We start from the raw sequence: 14,325 nt of genomic DNA on the forward strand, positions 1-14,325 counted from the left end.
GCGGCTTGGTGGAGGGGCGGCGCCACCAGCGACCCGCTTGCTTTTACGCAATCCGGCGAGAACCAACCAACGCCCCCCAACCGTCACCCCGCGCAGGCGGAGATCCAGACTTGCCATGCCCCCGCCAAGCAAGACACGCGTCGCGACATCGGGTCAACTCGCGCCCGCGCCTTCCCAAACGCGCCGACAATGAACGGCGAGGATTTGGGTGGCAGCGGATGCCGATATCCTCTCCCCCTGGCGGGAGAGGATACGGAGCCTTGGCAGCTTGCTGCCTAGGCGTAGTTGGTGAGGGGGATGCGCGGCTGTGCCGCGCGCGAGGCGAGGCCTCGCATCCCCCTCACTAAGCTCTGCTAGGCGGCAGAGCCGCCAAGCGCCGCTATTCTCTCCCGCAAGGGGAGAGAAATTCATGTCCACCATTGCGGCGAAAGCTGCCGTCGCTCCAGCCATCCCCTTCCAATGTTGGAAATTCTCTGAGACACCGGGACGGCCCTCGGGCCATCGCTCTTTGACCTGTCCATTCCCCGATCGCGTTGCCGGCGCGCCAGTGTCGCTTCGTGTTGCGTTGGTGTCGCGTGTCAGTCGCGCCGGTGCCGCGTCCCTGTCGCCGATGCGCGCGCAACAGGCGCGTCGCAGGCGCTTCACCGGCGCAAGGGCCGGCAAATCGCTGCCAGGCTCTACACTTTCTCCACTTAACGGCGGTGGACCCGCGCGACTCGCCTCGCCGCCACCGGCGCGGCGGCTATTCCGCCGCCACCGCCTGCGCCGTTTCCGCGGCTTCGATTTCCGCGGCCTTCGCCTCGACCAGCTTGACGATGTGATCGATCATGTCGGCGTCCTGGACATGGTGATCGGTGACGCCCGAAAGATAAACCATGTGCTTGCCGTTGCCGCCGCCGGTCAGGCCGATGTCGGTCTCGCGCGCTTCGCCGGGGCCGTTGACCACGCAACCGAGCACCGACAGGCTCATCGGCGTGCGAATGTGCTGGAGGCGTTCCTCGAGCTTCTGCACGGTGCGGATGACGTCGAAGCCCTGGCGCGCGCAGCTCGGGCAACTCACCACGCGGACGCCGCGATTGCGAATGCCGAGCGCCTTCAGGATCTCGAACCCGACGCGCACTTCGTCCTCGGGCTCGGCGGACAGCGAGACGCGGATCGTGTCGCCGATCCCGAACCACAGAAGCGAGCCGATGCCGATCGCCGACTTGACGGTGCCGGCGACGAACCCGCCCGCCTCGGTGATGCCGAGGTGCAGCGGGCAATCGACCATCTCGGCAAGCTGCTGATAAGCGGCGACCGCGAGGAACTGGTCGGATGCCTTCACCGCGACCTTGTATTCGTGAAAATCATGATCCTGCAGGATCTTGATATGATCCATCGCGCTTTCGACCAACGCGTCGGGACACGGCTCGCCATATTTCTCGAGCAGGTCTTTCTCGAGGCTGCCGGCGTTGACGCCGATGCGGATCGCGCAGCCATTCGCCTTGGCGGCGTTGACGACTTCCTGCACTCGCGATTCGGAACCGATGTTGCCCGGATTGATCCGCAGGCACGCCGCGCCGGCATCGGCGGCTTCCAGCGCGCGCTTGTAGTGGAAATGGATGTCGGCGACGATCGGCACCCGGCTCGCGCGGACGATCTGCTTCAACGCTGTGGTGCTCTCGACGTCGGGGCAGCTTACGCGAATGATGTCGACGCCGGCATCCTCGCAGCGGCGGATCTGGTCGATCGTCGCCTTGGCGTCGCTGGTCGGCGTGTTGGTCATCGTCTGCACCGTCACCGGCGCATCGCCGCCGACGGGGACGTTGCCGACCATGATCTGGCGACTCTTGCGGCGCATGATGTCGCGCCAGGGACGTACGGACATGTGTCTCGCTAACTTCTTGGTGAGGACATTGGAGATATAGCGGCTGGGGCGGCGCTGCGAAAGGCTTGGCAACGACGCCGGAGACCGAAGGCGGATGTATCACGACAGCGTGTCGCCGCAGCGCGACCGACCGACGCTGCGCCATTACGGGCTCGACTGGCTGCGCATCGGCGCGTTCGGCCTTTTGATCTTCTATCATATCGGCATGGCGTTCTCGCCTTGGCCGTGGGTGATAAAGGCCTCCGCGCCGGTCGACTGGCTCACCGTGCCGATGGCGTTGCTGACGCCGTGGCGGCTGGCGTTGCTGTTCGCCGTGTCGGGCTATGCCTCGCGCCGGCTTTATGAAAAATCGCCGTCTGTCCGCGCGTTTCTCGCCTCGCGCAACAAGCGCCTGCTGATCCCGCTGGCCTTCGGGATGGTCGCAATCGCGCCGATCGAGGTGTGGATTCGCGTGCGGGAAGCCGGCTATGCTCATGGTCTCGGCCATTTCTGGGCGATCGATTACTGGCGCTGGGGGCGTTTCTTCGGCGTCGACATGCCGAGCTGGGAACATCTCTGGTTCGTCGCCTATCTCTGGGCCTATACCGCGATCCTCTGCGCATTGATGGTCGGCGATGCGGCGCTGCCGCGTCGGCTTTCCGGCCTGATCGAACGACTCGGTCACCGCTCCCGTCTGCTCTGGTTCCCCGCCGCCGGGCTCGCGCTTGCCAAGCTCAGCCTGATGTTCATCGTTCCCGAACGCCAGGGCCTGACTACCGACTGGGGCGGCCACGCAGCCTATCTGCCGATCTTCCTGTTCGGCTTCGCGCTCGGCGGCACCGAGGCGCTATGGCCGAGCCTCAAGCGCCTGTTCGGGCCGAGCCTGGCCGTCGCGTTGCTCGCCGGCACGATCGTCGCCGCGCTCGAACTTCATTACGTTGACCATGATGCGCCGTCTCACACCGTGATGGCGCTCGACCGCATGGCGCGGCTGGCAATGGCCTGGAGCATGATCCTCATCCTGTTCCACGTCGCGCAGACCTGGTGGAATCGCGACCATCGCTGGCGCGCGACATTGGTCGAGGCGGTGTTCCCCTTCTACATCATCCACCACCCGATCATCATCGTTACCGTGTGGGCGCTGGCACCCCTGCATTTCGGCAATGCTGCCGAGTTCCTTGTCGTGCTGGCGGTAACCGTGGCCGGCTGCGCTGCTTTTTACGGGATCGGCAGGCGGATCGGCTGGCTGCGACCGCTGATCGGCCTCGGCCCGAAGCGGTTGCCTACAGCCGCTCGCGATAGCGCCGGCTCCCGCGCAACGCGGCACCGCTCGCCAGCGTCACGGTGAAATCCCCGCTCTTGTCGGTCTCGATCCGGCGTACCGCGTCGCGGCGCACCAGCCGGCCGCGATGGATGCGCGCGAACGCCTCGCCCAGTTCCTCCTCGACCGAGGCGAGCGTCGCGCGGTGCAGCAATGTGCGGTGCGCCCAAGCGATCTCGACATAATTGGCCGCCGAGGAAACGCTCTCGATCTCGTCGATCGGCACGCGATGGGTAACGGCGCCGTCGCTGACCGCGATCGTCCTCACCAAGGCCTCGTCCGCCGTGCCGGCGCGCGCGATCATCCATTGCGCGATCGCGGCGAGCGCGACGAACTGGAGATAGGTCGCGATATCCTTGCGAAATTCATAGAGGATGCGATGCGGCACGATCCCGAAGAAGCGATACGGCCCGCCGTCAGCCAAGGCATAATAGGCCTTCCGCAGCACGACCATCAGGCCGATGTGCCATGCCGAGGCAACCAGGCACCCGATCACCGCCGCGATCGCGACCTGCCCCCATGAAACGCGTGGCGGCCTGATCCGCGCGACGCCGACCCACAGCAGCGGATAGACGGTCAGCCAGGCGATCATGCTCGACCATTCCCACGACCAGACGAGATCGGGCCGCAGATGCACGTCGTCGGCGGCGAGATCGCTCAGCATCGACTCGGCATTGGCGACCATGATCGCGGCGAGGATGACGATGAAGCCGGCGGCGAAGGCGAGCGCCAGCCGGCGCTGCGTTCCGTTCATCCCGCGCCATCCGCCACTCGTCCCACCCGGTTGCAGCATCGTCCCTCTGGTGCAGCTTCTCGCCCCTCTCCGATACCGGCGGCGACCCGCCCGCGCCAGTCATCCGTCATCGACCGATGGAGGACGCAATGGAACGACATTATGGCATGGACTGGTTGCGGATCGGGGCCTTCGGGTTGTTGATCTTCTACCATATCGGCATGGTCTTCGTGCCCTGGCCTTTTCAGGTGAAGACCGCGCACCCGCTGATCTGGACCGAGATTCCGATGTTCCTGACCAGCCCGTGGCGGCTGACGCTGCTGTTCGTGGTGTCGGGCTATGCCAGCCGCGCGCTGATCGCCAAGTCGCCGGGGATCGCTGCTTTCTTCCGCCGTCGCAGCGGCCGGCTGTTGTTGCCGCTGCTGTTCGGCATGGCAGTGATCGTCCCACCGCAGACCTGGATCGAGGTGACGACACAGCATGGCTATGCCCACGGCTTCGCCCATTTCTGGCTGCACGATTATTTCCGTTTCGGCACGATGTACGGCATCGTCATGCCGACCTGGAACCATCTGTGGTTCGTTGCCTATCTGTGGGCCTACACCGCGCTGCTGTCGCTCGCCGCGCTGCTGCCCGGCGCGAATCGCACGCAGGCCTTGTTCGATCGCGCGTTTTCGGGGTGGCGCGCGTTGGTGATCCCGGCGCTCTATTTCATCCTGCTCGAAGCCGTGCTGTTCCACCGTATCGAGGATACGCACGATCTGTTCGGCGACGGCGTCGCGCACCTGCGCTACATCCCAGCCTTCCTGTTCGGTTTCGGCCTGGCCGGATCGCCCCCGGTGATGGTGGCGCTGGCGCGGCATTGGAAGACGGCGGCGGCACTGGCGATCGCCTGCTATGCGACGATCGCCACGCTGCTGATCGTCTATCCCGATTTCAGCTTTCCCTCATCGAGCGTCACCACGATCTATCGCCTCGTGCGCCACGGCGAGACGTGGACGGCGATCGCCGCGCTGATCGGCGTCGCCGAGAGCTTCTGGAACAACGACCATCGCTGGCGGGCAACGCTCGCCGAGGCGACCTTTCCCTTCTACATCATCCACCAGACGGTGATCGTGCTGGTCGGCGGTGCTCTGCTTGCGGTGCATGTCTCGCCGCTCGCAGAGTTCGCCATCCTTGTCGTGACGACGATCGCGGGCTGCTGGGCCTTCTATCTCGCCGGTCGCGAGATCGCGTGGTTGCGTCCGCTGATCGGCCTGAGGGTGGCGCGGCGCCCGGCTTCTGCTAAGCGCAGCGGCCATGACGACATCAAGCGACTGGACCCTGCTGGTCCACGGTGGAGCTGGAATGCTCGAGCGCGGGAAGATTGCGCCTGAGGCCGAACAAGGCGCGCGCGACGGGCTTGCGCGCGCCCTCGACGCGGGGAGCGCGGTGCTGTCGTCGGGCGGCACCGCGCTCGACGCCGTTGAGGCGGCGGTGCGCGTGCTCGAGGACGATCCGCATTTCAACGCCGGCCGTGGCGCGGTGTTCACTTATGAAGGCGACATCCGGCTCGACGCCGCGATCATGGACGGGGCAAGTCGCGACGCCGGCGCCGTCACCGGGGTCCATGCCACGCGCAACCCGGTGAGTCTCGCTCGCGCGGTGATGGAAAAGAGCCCGCACGTCATGCTGTCGGGCGTCGGCGCCGATCAATTCTCGCGCGAACAGGATCTGGGACAAGTCGATCCGAGCTGGTTCGCTACCGAGGAGCGCCGCCGCCAGCTCGACGTGATGAAGGCCGACAAGACCGACTGGTTCGACGTCGACATGAAATATGGCACTGTCGGCGCGGTGGCGCGCGATCGCGAAGGCCATGTCGCCGCCGCCACCTCGACCGGCGGCATCACCGGCAAGCGCTGGGGCCGGATCGGCGATTCGCCGCTGATCGGCGCCGGCACCTATGCCGACGACCGCGCCTGCGCCGTCTCGGCGACCGGATCGGGCGAATTCTTCATTCGCGAGTCCGTCAGTCATGAAATCGCCGCGCGCATCCGCATGCTCGGCGACGGTGCGGCACATGCGGCGGACGCCGTCATGGCGGAGGTGACGGCGCTTGGTGGCACCGGCGGGGTGGTAGTGGCGGGTGCTGACGGCAGCGTCGCCTCCAGCTTCACCACCGCAGGCATGAATCGTGGTTATGCCGACGCCAGCGGGGCGCGTCGCGTGGCGATTTACGGAGACGAATCGCTCGACGAGCGCTAGAGGCGCGCTCATGTTACGTCGTATCATTACCGCTGCCGCCGCCGTCACGCTGACGGTCGCGGTCGCTTCGCCCGCGCTCGCTTATTGGGAATTCGGCCACGAGACGATCGCCGAGATCGCGATGGCCAACGTCAAACCCGCGACGCGCGCGCATGTCCTCGCGCTGCTCAAGCAATCGGCAGTGCTCGATACGCCCGAATGCCCCGCCGCGACCCCGGCCGAGGCGGCGGTCTGGCCCGATTGCATCAAGAAGCTCGGCGATCGCTTCAAGAACACCTACGCCTGGCATTATCAGGACGTCGAAATCTGCCAGCCGTTCGATCTCGAATCAGCGTGCAAGGATGGCAATTGCGCCGCCGCGCAGATCGAGAAGGACGTGAAGCTGCTCAAGAGCGACAAGGGCACGACGAAGGAACGCGTCACCGCGCTTGCCTTCCTGCTGCACCTGGTCGGCGATATCCACCAGCCGCTCCACGCCGGCGAGGATCACGACGCCGGCGGCAATAAGGTCGCGGCGAGCTACGGCATCTACGCGCCGCCGCATTTCAACCTGCACTCAATCTGGGATGGCCCGCTAGCCGAGCGCGCGATCACCACCGGCCCGTCGCTGATCCGGCGCTATCCGGCGGCGGTGAAGGCGAGGTTGCAGGCCGGCACCGTCACCGACTGGTCGCGCCAGAGCTGGGAAATCGCGCAGAAGCAGGTCTATGCCAGCGTGATGAATGGCCAGCCCTGCGGCCCCGAGCCGAGCCATGTGGCGATGGACGAAGCGACGATCGCAAAGGAAGTCCCGGTCGCGCGGCTGCAGGTCGAGCGCGGTGGCCTGCGCCTCGCCAAGCTGCTCGATCAGGCGCTGGGCTGATAGGCGTGCGCATCGGATGCAGACGGCGTTTTTGCTGCAGTTGCGTTAAAAGTTGGACCGAATGCGCGTTTTGCACTTGCACAAAGCATTGCTGCGGTGCACAAAGACCGTGCCTTTCAGGCATCCTCTCCTAAAAACTTAAACGGCCGGGCTTGTCCCGGCCTTTTTTTTGCGCGCGGTTCGGCCTAGTCGTTATCGAGTCGTCGCGCTGACAAAACAGAAACTGCAGGAGTGGGGCCGCCGGCGAACCCGGCACCGCTGCGGCGATCGACGGGGGCTTGAGCGCCTGGGCAAGGGCAGCTCGCCCCCGTTTTACCGATTTCAGCGCGGCACCCGAATTGGCATCCACACTTTTACGGGGTCACCGATACGGCCTACGGGATGCAAGGTGCAATCGAGCGGCGCACCGCCAAGCGGCGATTGTTCGAGGCACCAGGTGGCCGATGCGAGGCTCGCAAGGATCACCGAACGAGCCGTGCCTTGAAGCCGCTGTGCCCCGTCCCCACCGCTCGCCTTGGCCTGGTTGGTGATGTCGCGGCGGAAGATTACGTCACCGCTCGGAATCCGCGACAGTTCATAGCGGATCGTCACCGTGGCATGGCTGGAGAAGCTGATCTTCTGCGGCGCATCGAAAGCGATCCAGGTGGCGGTTAGCCGCAGCGTCGGCGTAGTGCCGGCGGGCGCCAGCATGCCGGCATCGGCCATCGTGCGTTCGAGCGCGGCCTGGACTTCGCCGCGCTTGGTATAGGAAACGAGGAATGCGCCGAGTTTCTCGGGCATTCCGACGATCGGCGCGACTTCTATGTGATGGTAAAATGGATGCGCCGGCCCGATCACGCCCGGCGCTGCTGGCGCGAAGCTCAGCTTGGTATCGAACGGCAGCAACGATAGCTTGCGCGCCGAGGCGGGCGCCGCAACGGCGAGGGCGATCACGCAGAAAGTCAGCTTCTTCATGGCCTTGCAATACGCCGTTCGGCTTAGCGACCGGTAAATGGCGGAAATTCTAAAACGACGCGCCGATCGTCAGTGCCGGGCCGGAGCCGGGGCGGGCGTGGCCGGCGATGCGTTCTCGCCAATCGAGAGTCACGCGGATCGCGTGATGGCCGATCGGGACGGTCGCGCCCAGCGTCGGGCCGAGATCGAGCCGAGCGGCATCGCGTTGCGCGCCGCCCCAGCCGCCGGCGCCGAGATCGAATGCCAGCCCCGCGAGCGTGCCGAGCGGCCGCGTCGCGCGGATTGCGCCGTCGGCGAATCCTTCCACCCCGTTGCGCGCGATAATGCCGGCCTGGCCATAGCCTTCGAGGCGGACGCCGCCGTGCTCGGTCGACCCGAACCCGCCGACCAGGCCCGCCGCGGGCGCGGCTTTGCCGCCATCAAGCGGCACGCGCGCCTCGGCGACGATGCGTACCGGCAGGCGCGTCGGCTGCCAGTCGAGGCCGGCTGCCGCCTCACGCCCCTTGCCCGAGAGCGGCGTATCGGCGCGCACGAATGCGGCCAGGCGGTGGCGTCGATCGATCATATAAGCGACCCGCGCGCCGGCCTGCGATCCGCCAAGCTCGCCGCCGCCGAATCCGGCGCGCGGGGCGTGGCCGTTGCGAGCGACCAGCCACAGGTCGGCCGACCAGCGATGTTGTTGCGTTGCTGTTGCTGCTGCGCCGGCGAAAGACCGGGGCGGGGGCGGGGCGATTAGCTCTCCGGGTGGACCCGCGGCGATCTGCGCCCGGTCGAACCGGATCATCCCTGCGAGTGCCAGCGCGGTGAGCTGGGAATTGTGTGCGGAGGGCGTGGGTTGCGCCGCCGCCGCGTCGATCGCTTGCGCCGTGCTGGCGACGCCGGGCATCGGCAGTTGCGATGTCTTTTGCGCCAGCGTCGGCACGGTGGCTAGCGCCGGCGTCGCGAGCGGGGTGAAGGGCAGGGCCGCGCCGGGCGCTTGCGGCCAGAGCATGAATATTCTGAGGCCGATCCACGCCGCGATCATGATCGCAAGGAAGCGCAGCGGTCGGCCCGAGCGCGTCATCGCTGCTCGGTTCCGGCGATATCCGAAGGGAAGTCATGCGCCGTCTTTTCCCAGCGCGGCACGCCGTCGAACAGCATCCTGACGTAGAGCCACAGCGCGCGCCGCGCGGCGAGCATCGCGATGATGTTGGCGACAAGCGCGCGAGGCACGGCGAGCATCGCCTCGCGCCGGCCATAGGCGCGGCCAGTGAACAAGGCGCGCATCGCCAGCCGCCACAACATCGACGCACCGTTGGCGACGAGCAGCCAGCGCACTTTCGCGTCGATCGGCCGCGCCGGGATGCCGGTGATCGCGTGGCAGCCGAGCGAGCCGGTCCATAACACAAGCGACAGATAAGCGGCGCAGAGCACCAGCACTTCGAGCGGGGCGCGGCGATCGCGCATCCGCATCCAGTGATCGCGCCAGTCGCTCCAGCGACTCCAGCCGATCCGATCCCAGCCGGCGAGCGCGATCCCCGTCATCCAGCGCGCTTTCTGGCGCACGGCGGCGCCGCGCGTCGCGGGAAAATGGGCGCGGACCGCAACCGGCGGACCGCCCGGCGATTCGGCGGTGCGAACGAACGCCCCACGGCCGCCGTTGCGCGCGATCGTCAGCCCCAGTTCGTAATCCTCCGTCAGGCTGGCGGCGTCGAACGGGATGCCGCTTCGCGCCGCCGCCAGCGCATCGAGTGCGCGCCGAGAGATTGCACAACCCACCCCGGCAAGCGGCATGCCGGCGCCCAATGCCGTACGAACCACCAGGACTTTCGTGTGCGATTCGGCAAATTCGTCGCAATAATGGCCGGCAACGAGTGGCGACCCGCGATCGATCAGCGGCAGCACCGGCAACTGCACGGTCGCATAACGCCCGATCAGGCGATCGAATATGTTGAGCTCTGCGGCATGGACCACGTCTTCGGCATCGTGGAGCACGACGGCGACGGCGGCTCGCTCGCCGTACTGCTCGTCGCGGCGGAGCGCGCGCCACAAGGCGTTGAGGCAATCGCCCTTGGTGGTCGGGCCCGGCGTATCGCCGATCACGAGGCGGATACGCGGATCGGTTTCGGCGACGCGGGCGACGGCATCGATCGTCGCGCGGTCATTGGGATAGGTGCCGACATAGAGGCGGTAATCGGGATGATCGAGCCGGGCGAGGGCGGTGCGCAGCATCGCGCCAATCACGCGTGATTCGTCCCAGGCGGGGACGAAGATCACGATGCGGCGCGGGTTTGGTGGCGGGGTAATCGGCGTGTCGGCGAGCAGCGGCGGCTTGCCGCGCACCCGTCGGGTGGCACGAAGCGCGAGGTAAACGAGATCGACGGCAAAGTCGTCGATACCGCCGATCAGGATGCCGACGGCGGCAAATAGCATGGTTTCGCGTAACGCGATGTCGATCGCCGTGGCGACCCCGCCCCCGATCATGTGCGCGCCCCCCGAGTCGCGAACTCATTGTTCCAATTCGGGAAAGAATCATCAAGGGCGAAACGATCCCACGAGAGAACCAAATCGCCCGCCGCGCGTTTCGCGTTGCGGTCCTATCCCTTTCGGGACCGGCGTCTCCGCTTCCGAGGCGCGGCCGCGCCGGCGCGCAATCGCCGCGCGGCCAAGCGCCGTTCAGTCAGTTCGATCAGGGCGTGTTGCGCGTCCCGCCGCCGCTGGTCGGCGCGCCGGCGGCGCCGACGGTGCCGATGTTGCCGAACAGCTGCTGGAAGAAGCCGCGCTTGCGGCCCAGCGTCGGCGTCGTCTTCTTGGCTGGGTTGATCTTGACGATCTGATCGGCGCCGGTGCGATCGACGCGGGTCACGGTGCCTTGATCGTTGAAGCTGATCTTCAGCGTGATCTGGTTGGTCGGCTTCGGCTTGGTATAGGCGTAGTTGCGGTTATCCCGCGCGAGATAGAACCACTGGCCCTGGCCGAACTGATTGGTAAAGGTCGGCGTGCCGAGCGTCTGCAGCACCGATTGGCGGTTATCGACGCCGGGCTGGATCGAATTGACCAGATCGACATCGACGACATAGCCCGTGTGCGAGCGCAGCGGCGCGCACCCCGACATGCCGGCCACGGCGACGCCGGCGGCGAGGCCGAACAGGAACGGGGCTGACTTCAAACGCATTCGACTCTCCCAGGGCGCAACGCCGATGGAGCGCGGCGATTTGCATCGCGCGCCGATCGCCTCAATATGCGGGTCGCGGCGGGCAAACAAGGCCCGGCGCTCAGAGGATATGCGAGGAGGCGACAGGTGGGGTTGTGGCAACGGCTGTTCGGAGACCGGACCGGGGCGGAAGTCGCCCCGCTTTATGCCGCGATCGTCGCGCGGGCGCGAGAGCCGCACTGGTATCGGGATGGCGCGGTGCCCGATACGGTCGACGGCCGGTTCGACATGATCGCCGCGGTCCTGTCGATGATACTGATTCGGCTGGAGGGTGACCCCGCGGGGGCGGCGCCCGCCGCGCACCTCGCCGAGCGATTCGTCAACGACATGGATGCGCAACTGCGCGAGATCGGCATCGGTGATATCGTCGTCGGCAAGCATATCGGGCGGATGATGGGGATGCTCGGCGGCCGGCTCGGCGCGTATCGCGACGGGCTGACATCGGGCAACATCGCGCCGGCGCTGATTCGCAATCTCTATCGCGGCGAGGCACCGGCCCGGGAGGCGATCGATCACGTCGGCGGCGCATTGATGGCGCTGCACGAGCGGCTGGCGGCGCAACCGATCGGCGGCCTGGTGGCGGGCGATCTGCCGTGACGCCCGAATTCTCCCGCATCGAGCGTGTCGATACGATCGGCGAGCGCGCGCGCGACGTGCGCATCGAAGCGACCGCCGCCGAATGCGCTGCGCTGGCCGAGCGATTCGGGCTGATCGCGGTCGAAGCGCTCGCGGCCGAATTGACGTTGCGTCGCGAGGCGGCGGGAATCACCGCGCGCGGGCAGGTGAGGGCGCTTGTCCAGCAGGCGTGCGTCGTCACCGGAGAGCCGGTCAAAACGCGCATCGACGAAGCGGTCGCGCTACGCTTCGTGGCCGATCAAGACGAGACCGAGGAGGAAATCGAGCTCGACGCCGACGACCTCGACACGGTCGCGATCGAGGGCGGGGCGATCGATCTTGGCGAAGCGGCGGCGGAAACGATGGCGCTGGCGCTCGATCCGTTTCCGCGCGCGCCCGGCGCCGCCGAGGCGCTACGCGATGCCGGTGTGATGACCGAGGAAGAAGCGCGGCCGGCCGGCCCGCTCGCCGGGCTCGCGGCCGTGCTTGGTGGCAAGAAGGATTAGGGGCCTGACCCTAGAGGCCCGCGAAGCTGACCAGGCTTTCGCTGCCATCGGCGCCGATCGCCGACACGCCGACGAAATTGTCATCCACGGGCACGTTCCTGAGGATCGTTTGAGTGCCGGTAACGTCGCGGCTGTCGGTCCAGTCCTGCGTGTCGTCGCGGCGCCAGTGGACGCGATAGGCGGCGGCGCCCGGCACCGGTTGCCATTTGACTGTCGTGTCGAACGATAGCGCGCCCGAGATCGTCACGTCCTGCGGTGCCGCCGGTGCGGCGGCGAGGCGACGCAGCGTCGCGACATTGATCGCGGTGACCTTGGCGAGATAGGGAAAGTCCATCTTGTCGACGGTGTCGCCATAGGCCACACCCTTTTCGGTGCGCAGATCCTGGTGCTGTTGTGTCCAGTTTTCGGCGCCGACGGTGAAGCGCACTGCGGGATAGCCGAGCGCGAGGAAGGGGAAGTGGTCGCCGCCGCGGCCGAACCGATCCGGCCGGCGATTGACGAACACGTCGAGCCCGCCGGGCAGAGTTTGCGCGACATGATCGATCGCCTTAGCGAGCGCGCGGCTGGGGCCATCGTCCTCGCCGCCGATCGCGCGGCGGCGCATCTGCTGCTTGAGATCCTCCGAGGCGCGGATCCCTTCGGAGAACACCCGTACCCGGTCGGCGACGCGCATGCCGTTCTGCCCCATCGTATTGCCGACGATATCGTTGTTGAGCATCGCGTCGACCTGCCAGCCGCGTGCCTTGGCGGTCTTCGCCAGCAGCGTCGAGCCGTAGAGGCCCTGCTCCTCGCCCGCGACGGCCGCATAGACGATCGTTGCGCGGAAATGCTGGTGTGACAGGATGCGTGCCGCCTCCAGCACCAGCGCGACGCCGGAGCCGTCGTCATTGGCGCCCGGCGCATCATGAGTCGCATCCATCACGTCGGTGACGCGGCTGTCGATATGGCCAGAGACAATCACGTAGCGATTCGGATCGCTGCCTTTCTGGATGCCCAGGATATCGGCGATCTCGGCGCCCTCGGGCGGCAGCCGCTCGCCGGTCATGTGACCGGCGATCCGCTCGACGGTGATGCAGCCGCCGCATTGCCGGCCGATCGCTGCGAATTGCCGGGCGACCCAGTGCTGGGCAGCGCCGATGCCGCGCTTCGGATCAGTTTGCGACGACAGCGTATGCCGCGTGCCGAAGCCGACCAGCGCCTCCACCGTCGCCTTCAGGCGTGCGGGATCGGGTTGCGGTGTGGCGGGGGCGGCGGCGAGCAGGAGCGGCGCGATAAGGGCAAGAGGCATGGCGCCATCGTGGAGCGCGCTGCCACGATCCGCAAGATCGGTTTTATCAACCTTTTACGCCGGGCGTCAGCGGCGTTCGAGCAGCGCCAATTGCCGGCCGGTGATCGCCGTCTGAACGACGAACAGCGCCATCAGTACCGCCGCGCATGCGCCGATGAACACGTCGTAGCCCGAATAGCCGTCGAACAGGTTGGAGACCTTCCCGTTGATCAGCATGATCACGGTCAAGGTGATCAGCAGCAGCCGGATCTCGGTCGGTCCGGCGGCGAGGTAGGACAGTTTGAGCTCGCCGATCACGCGCGCTGACAGGAACGCGTGGATCGCGAGCAGCAGATAGCCGGCGAGCGCGAGCATCGCGATCGTCATCGCGACGTAGGGGCTGAGGCCCATCCCCGCCATGATCAGCAGCACCGCCGCGCCGTCGCAGCTATGATCGATGAAATAGCCGTAGGACGGCCGTTCGATATGCCGATATCGCGCCAGGCTGCCGTCGAGCGAATCGCCGAACCATTGCACCGCGTATCCGGCGAGCGCGAGATAGAGCCAGTCGACCGCGAAACTGCTCAGTGCATAGCCGAAGAAGATCATCACGGCGCCGATCATGCCGGTCGTGGTCAGCTTGTCGGGGGTCACCCAGAGCGGCAGCTTGCCGCAAATCCAGGTCAGAAGCCGGCGTTCGCTGCGAGCGAGCACGTTCTGCTGGACGCGAGAGAGCGGTTTGCGCTCGGGTGACAATTCCATGACACCTTATCGCGCGTGCGCA

General features: G+C 66.7%; 14 protein-coding genes. 6 read left to right on the forward strand and 8 right to left on the reverse strand.

The window, feature by feature from the left end:
• Positions 1-742: 742 nt before the first annotated feature.
• Entirely contained in the window at positions 743-1,867 is a 1,125-nt protein-coding gene (gene ispG / locus K7G81_RS02370) for a flavodoxin-dependent (E)-4-hydroxy-3-methylbut-2-enyl-diphosphate synthase (RefSeq protein WP_223029124.1), read from the reverse strand.
• Between the two features lie 94 nt (positions 1,868-1,961).
• On the opposite strand from ispG, the gene K7G81_RS02375 reads away from it, so the two are divergent.
• Complete coding sequence (locus tag K7G81_RS02375) at positions 1,962-3,194, forward strand: acyltransferase family protein (RefSeq protein WP_223029125.1); 1,233 nt, start codon at positions 1,962-1,964, stop codon at positions 3,192-3,194.
• Here the strand turns inward: K7G81_RS02375 and K7G81_RS02380 are convergent.
• Entirely contained in the window at positions 3,130-3,921 is a 792-nt protein-coding gene (locus tag K7G81_RS02380) for a LytTR family DNA-binding domain-containing protein (RefSeq protein WP_223029126.1), read from the reverse strand. The genes K7G81_RS02375 and K7G81_RS02380 overlap by 65 nt on opposite strands.
• Before the next feature lie 128 nt (positions 3,922-4,049).
• On the opposite strand from K7G81_RS02380, the gene K7G81_RS02385 reads away from it, so the two are divergent.
• The 3 genes from K7G81_RS02385 to K7G81_RS02395 are packed head-to-tail and all read left to right on the forward strand — an operon-like array spanning position 4,050 to position 7,006.
• Positions 4,050-5,276 (forward strand): acyltransferase family protein, encoded by a 1,227-nt coding sequence (locus K7G81_RS02385; RefSeq protein WP_223029127.1) that lies wholly within the window; start codon positions 4,050-4,052, stop codon positions 5,274-5,276.
• On the forward strand, positions 5,248-6,144 hold the full coding sequence (locus tag K7G81_RS02390) for an isoaspartyl peptidase/L-asparaginase family protein (RefSeq protein WP_369412010.1): 897 nt from the start codon (positions 5,248-5,250) through the stop codon (positions 6,142-6,144). Before K7G81_RS02385 ends, K7G81_RS02390 begins: the two co-directional genes overlap by 29 nt.
• 10 nt (positions 6,145-6,154) lie before the next feature.
• Positions 6,155-7,006: a S1/P1 nuclease gene (locus K7G81_RS02395; protein WP_223029129.1), complete on the forward strand. Its 852-nt coding sequence runs from the start codon at positions 6,155-6,157 to the stop codon at positions 7,004-7,006.
• A 321-nt stretch (positions 7,007-7,327) separates the two neighbouring features.
• Here K7G81_RS02395 and K7G81_RS02400 read toward each other — a convergent pair whose 3' ends face one another.
• From K7G81_RS02400 to K7G81_RS02415, 4 genes are all read right to left on the reverse strand, one after another.
• Entirely contained in the window at positions 7,328-7,960 is a 633-nt protein-coding gene (locus K7G81_RS02400) for a hypothetical protein (protein WP_223029130.1), read from the reverse strand.
• 49 nt (positions 7,961-8,009) lie between these two features.
• Positions 8,010-9,023 (reverse strand): hypothetical protein, encoded by a 1,014-nt coding sequence (locus K7G81_RS02405; RefSeq protein ID WP_223029131.1) that lies wholly within the window; start codon positions 9,021-9,023, stop codon positions 8,010-8,012.
• The gene (locus tag K7G81_RS02410; RefSeq protein WP_223029132.1) at positions 9,020-10,423 is read right to left on the reverse strand and encodes a glycosyl transferase family protein; all 1,404 of its coding nucleotides are present in this window, start codon (positions 10,421-10,423) and stop codon (positions 9,020-9,022) included. Before K7G81_RS02410 ends, K7G81_RS02405 begins: the two co-directional genes overlap by 4 nt.
• A gap of 205 nt (positions 10,424-10,628) precedes the next feature.
• On the reverse strand, positions 10,629-11,114 hold the full coding sequence (locus K7G81_RS02415) for an outer membrane protein assembly factor BamE (protein ID WP_223029133.1): 486 nt from the start codon (positions 11,112-11,114) through the stop codon (positions 10,629-10,631).
• Between the two features lie 126 nt (positions 11,115-11,240).
• Between K7G81_RS02415 and K7G81_RS02420 the strand changes: the two genes are divergently transcribed.
• On the forward strand, positions 11,241-11,750 hold the full coding sequence (locus tag K7G81_RS02420; RefSeq protein WP_369412011.1) for a ubiquinol-cytochrome C chaperone family protein: 510 nt from the start codon (positions 11,241-11,243) through the stop codon (positions 11,748-11,750).
• Positions 11,747-12,274 (forward strand): YceD family protein, encoded by a 528-nt coding sequence (locus tag K7G81_RS02425; protein ID WP_223029135.1) that lies wholly within the window; start codon positions 11,747-11,749, stop codon positions 12,272-12,274. Before K7G81_RS02420 ends, K7G81_RS02425 begins: the two co-directional genes overlap by 4 nt.
• A gap of 10 nt (positions 12,275-12,284) precedes the next feature.
• Here K7G81_RS02425 and K7G81_RS02430 read toward each other — a convergent pair whose 3' ends face one another.
• Both K7G81_RS02430 and K7G81_RS02435 read right to left on the reverse strand, forming a co-directional pair.
• Positions 12,285-13,562, reverse strand: a complete 1,278-nt coding sequence (locus K7G81_RS02430; RefSeq protein WP_223029136.1) for a M20/M25/M40 family metallo-hydrolase — start codon at positions 13,560-13,562, stop codon at positions 12,285-12,287.
• 66 nt (positions 13,563-13,628) lie between these two features.
• A complete protein-coding gene (locus K7G81_RS02435; RefSeq protein WP_223029137.1) occupies positions 13,629-14,303 on the reverse strand; it encodes a CDP-alcohol phosphatidyltransferase family protein in 675 nt (224 codons plus the stop codon).
• Positions 14,304-14,325 lie beyond the last annotated feature (22 nt).

It is taken from the genome of Hephaestia mangrovi, assembly GCF_019880555.1.
GTDB classification, from domain to species: Bacteria; Pseudomonadota; Alphaproteobacteria; order Sphingomonadales; family Sphingomonadaceae; genus Sphingomonas; species Sphingomonas mangrovi.

Bases quoted from the DNA above. Each gene is read 5' to 3' on its own strand.
- ispG (WP_223029124.1), bottom strand. From the start codon at position 1,867: ATGTCCGTACGTCCCTGGCGCGACATCATGCGCCGCAAGAGTCGCCAG.
- K7G81_RS02435 (WP_223029137.1), bottom strand. From the start codon at position 14,303: ATGGAATTGTCACCCGAGCGCAAACCGCTCTCTCGCGTCCAGCAGAAC.
- K7G81_RS02400 (WP_223029130.1), bottom strand. From the start codon at position 7,960: ATGAAGAAGCTGACTTTCTGCGTGATCGCCCTCGCCGTTGCGGCGCCC.
- K7G81_RS02375 (WP_223029125.1), top strand. From the start codon at position 1,962: ATGTATCACGACAGCGTGTCGCCGCAGCGCGACCGACCGACGCTGCGC.
- K7G81_RS02395 (WP_223029129.1), top strand. From the start codon at position 6,155: ATGTTACGTCGTATCATTACCGCTGCCGCCGCCGTCACGCTGACGGTC.
- K7G81_RS02430 (WP_223029136.1), bottom strand. From the start codon at position 13,562: ATGCCTCTTGCCCTTATCGCGCCGCTCCTGCTCGCCGCCGCCCCCGCC.
- K7G81_RS02410 (WP_223029132.1), bottom strand. From the start codon at position 10,423: ATGATCGGGGGCGGGGTCGCCACGGCGATCGACATCGCGTTACGCGAA.
- K7G81_RS02385 (WP_223029127.1), top strand. From the start codon at position 4,050: ATGGAACGACATTATGGCATGGACTGGTTGCGGATCGGGGCCTTCGGG.
- K7G81_RS02415 (WP_223029133.1), bottom strand. From the start codon at position 11,114: ATGCGTTTGAAGTCAGCCCCGTTCCTGTTCGGCCTCGCCGCCGGCGTC.
- K7G81_RS02405 (WP_223029131.1), bottom strand. From the start codon at position 9,023: ATGACGCGCTCGGGCCGACCGCTGCGCTTCCTTGCGATCATGATCGCG.
- K7G81_RS02380 (WP_223029126.1), bottom strand. From the start codon at position 3,921: ATGAACGGAACGCAGCGCCGGCTGGCGCTCGCCTTCGCCGCCGGCTTC.
- K7G81_RS02390 (WP_369412010.1), top strand. From the start codon at position 5,248: ATGCTCGAGCGCGGGAAGATTGCGCCTGAGGCCGAACAAGGCGCGCGC.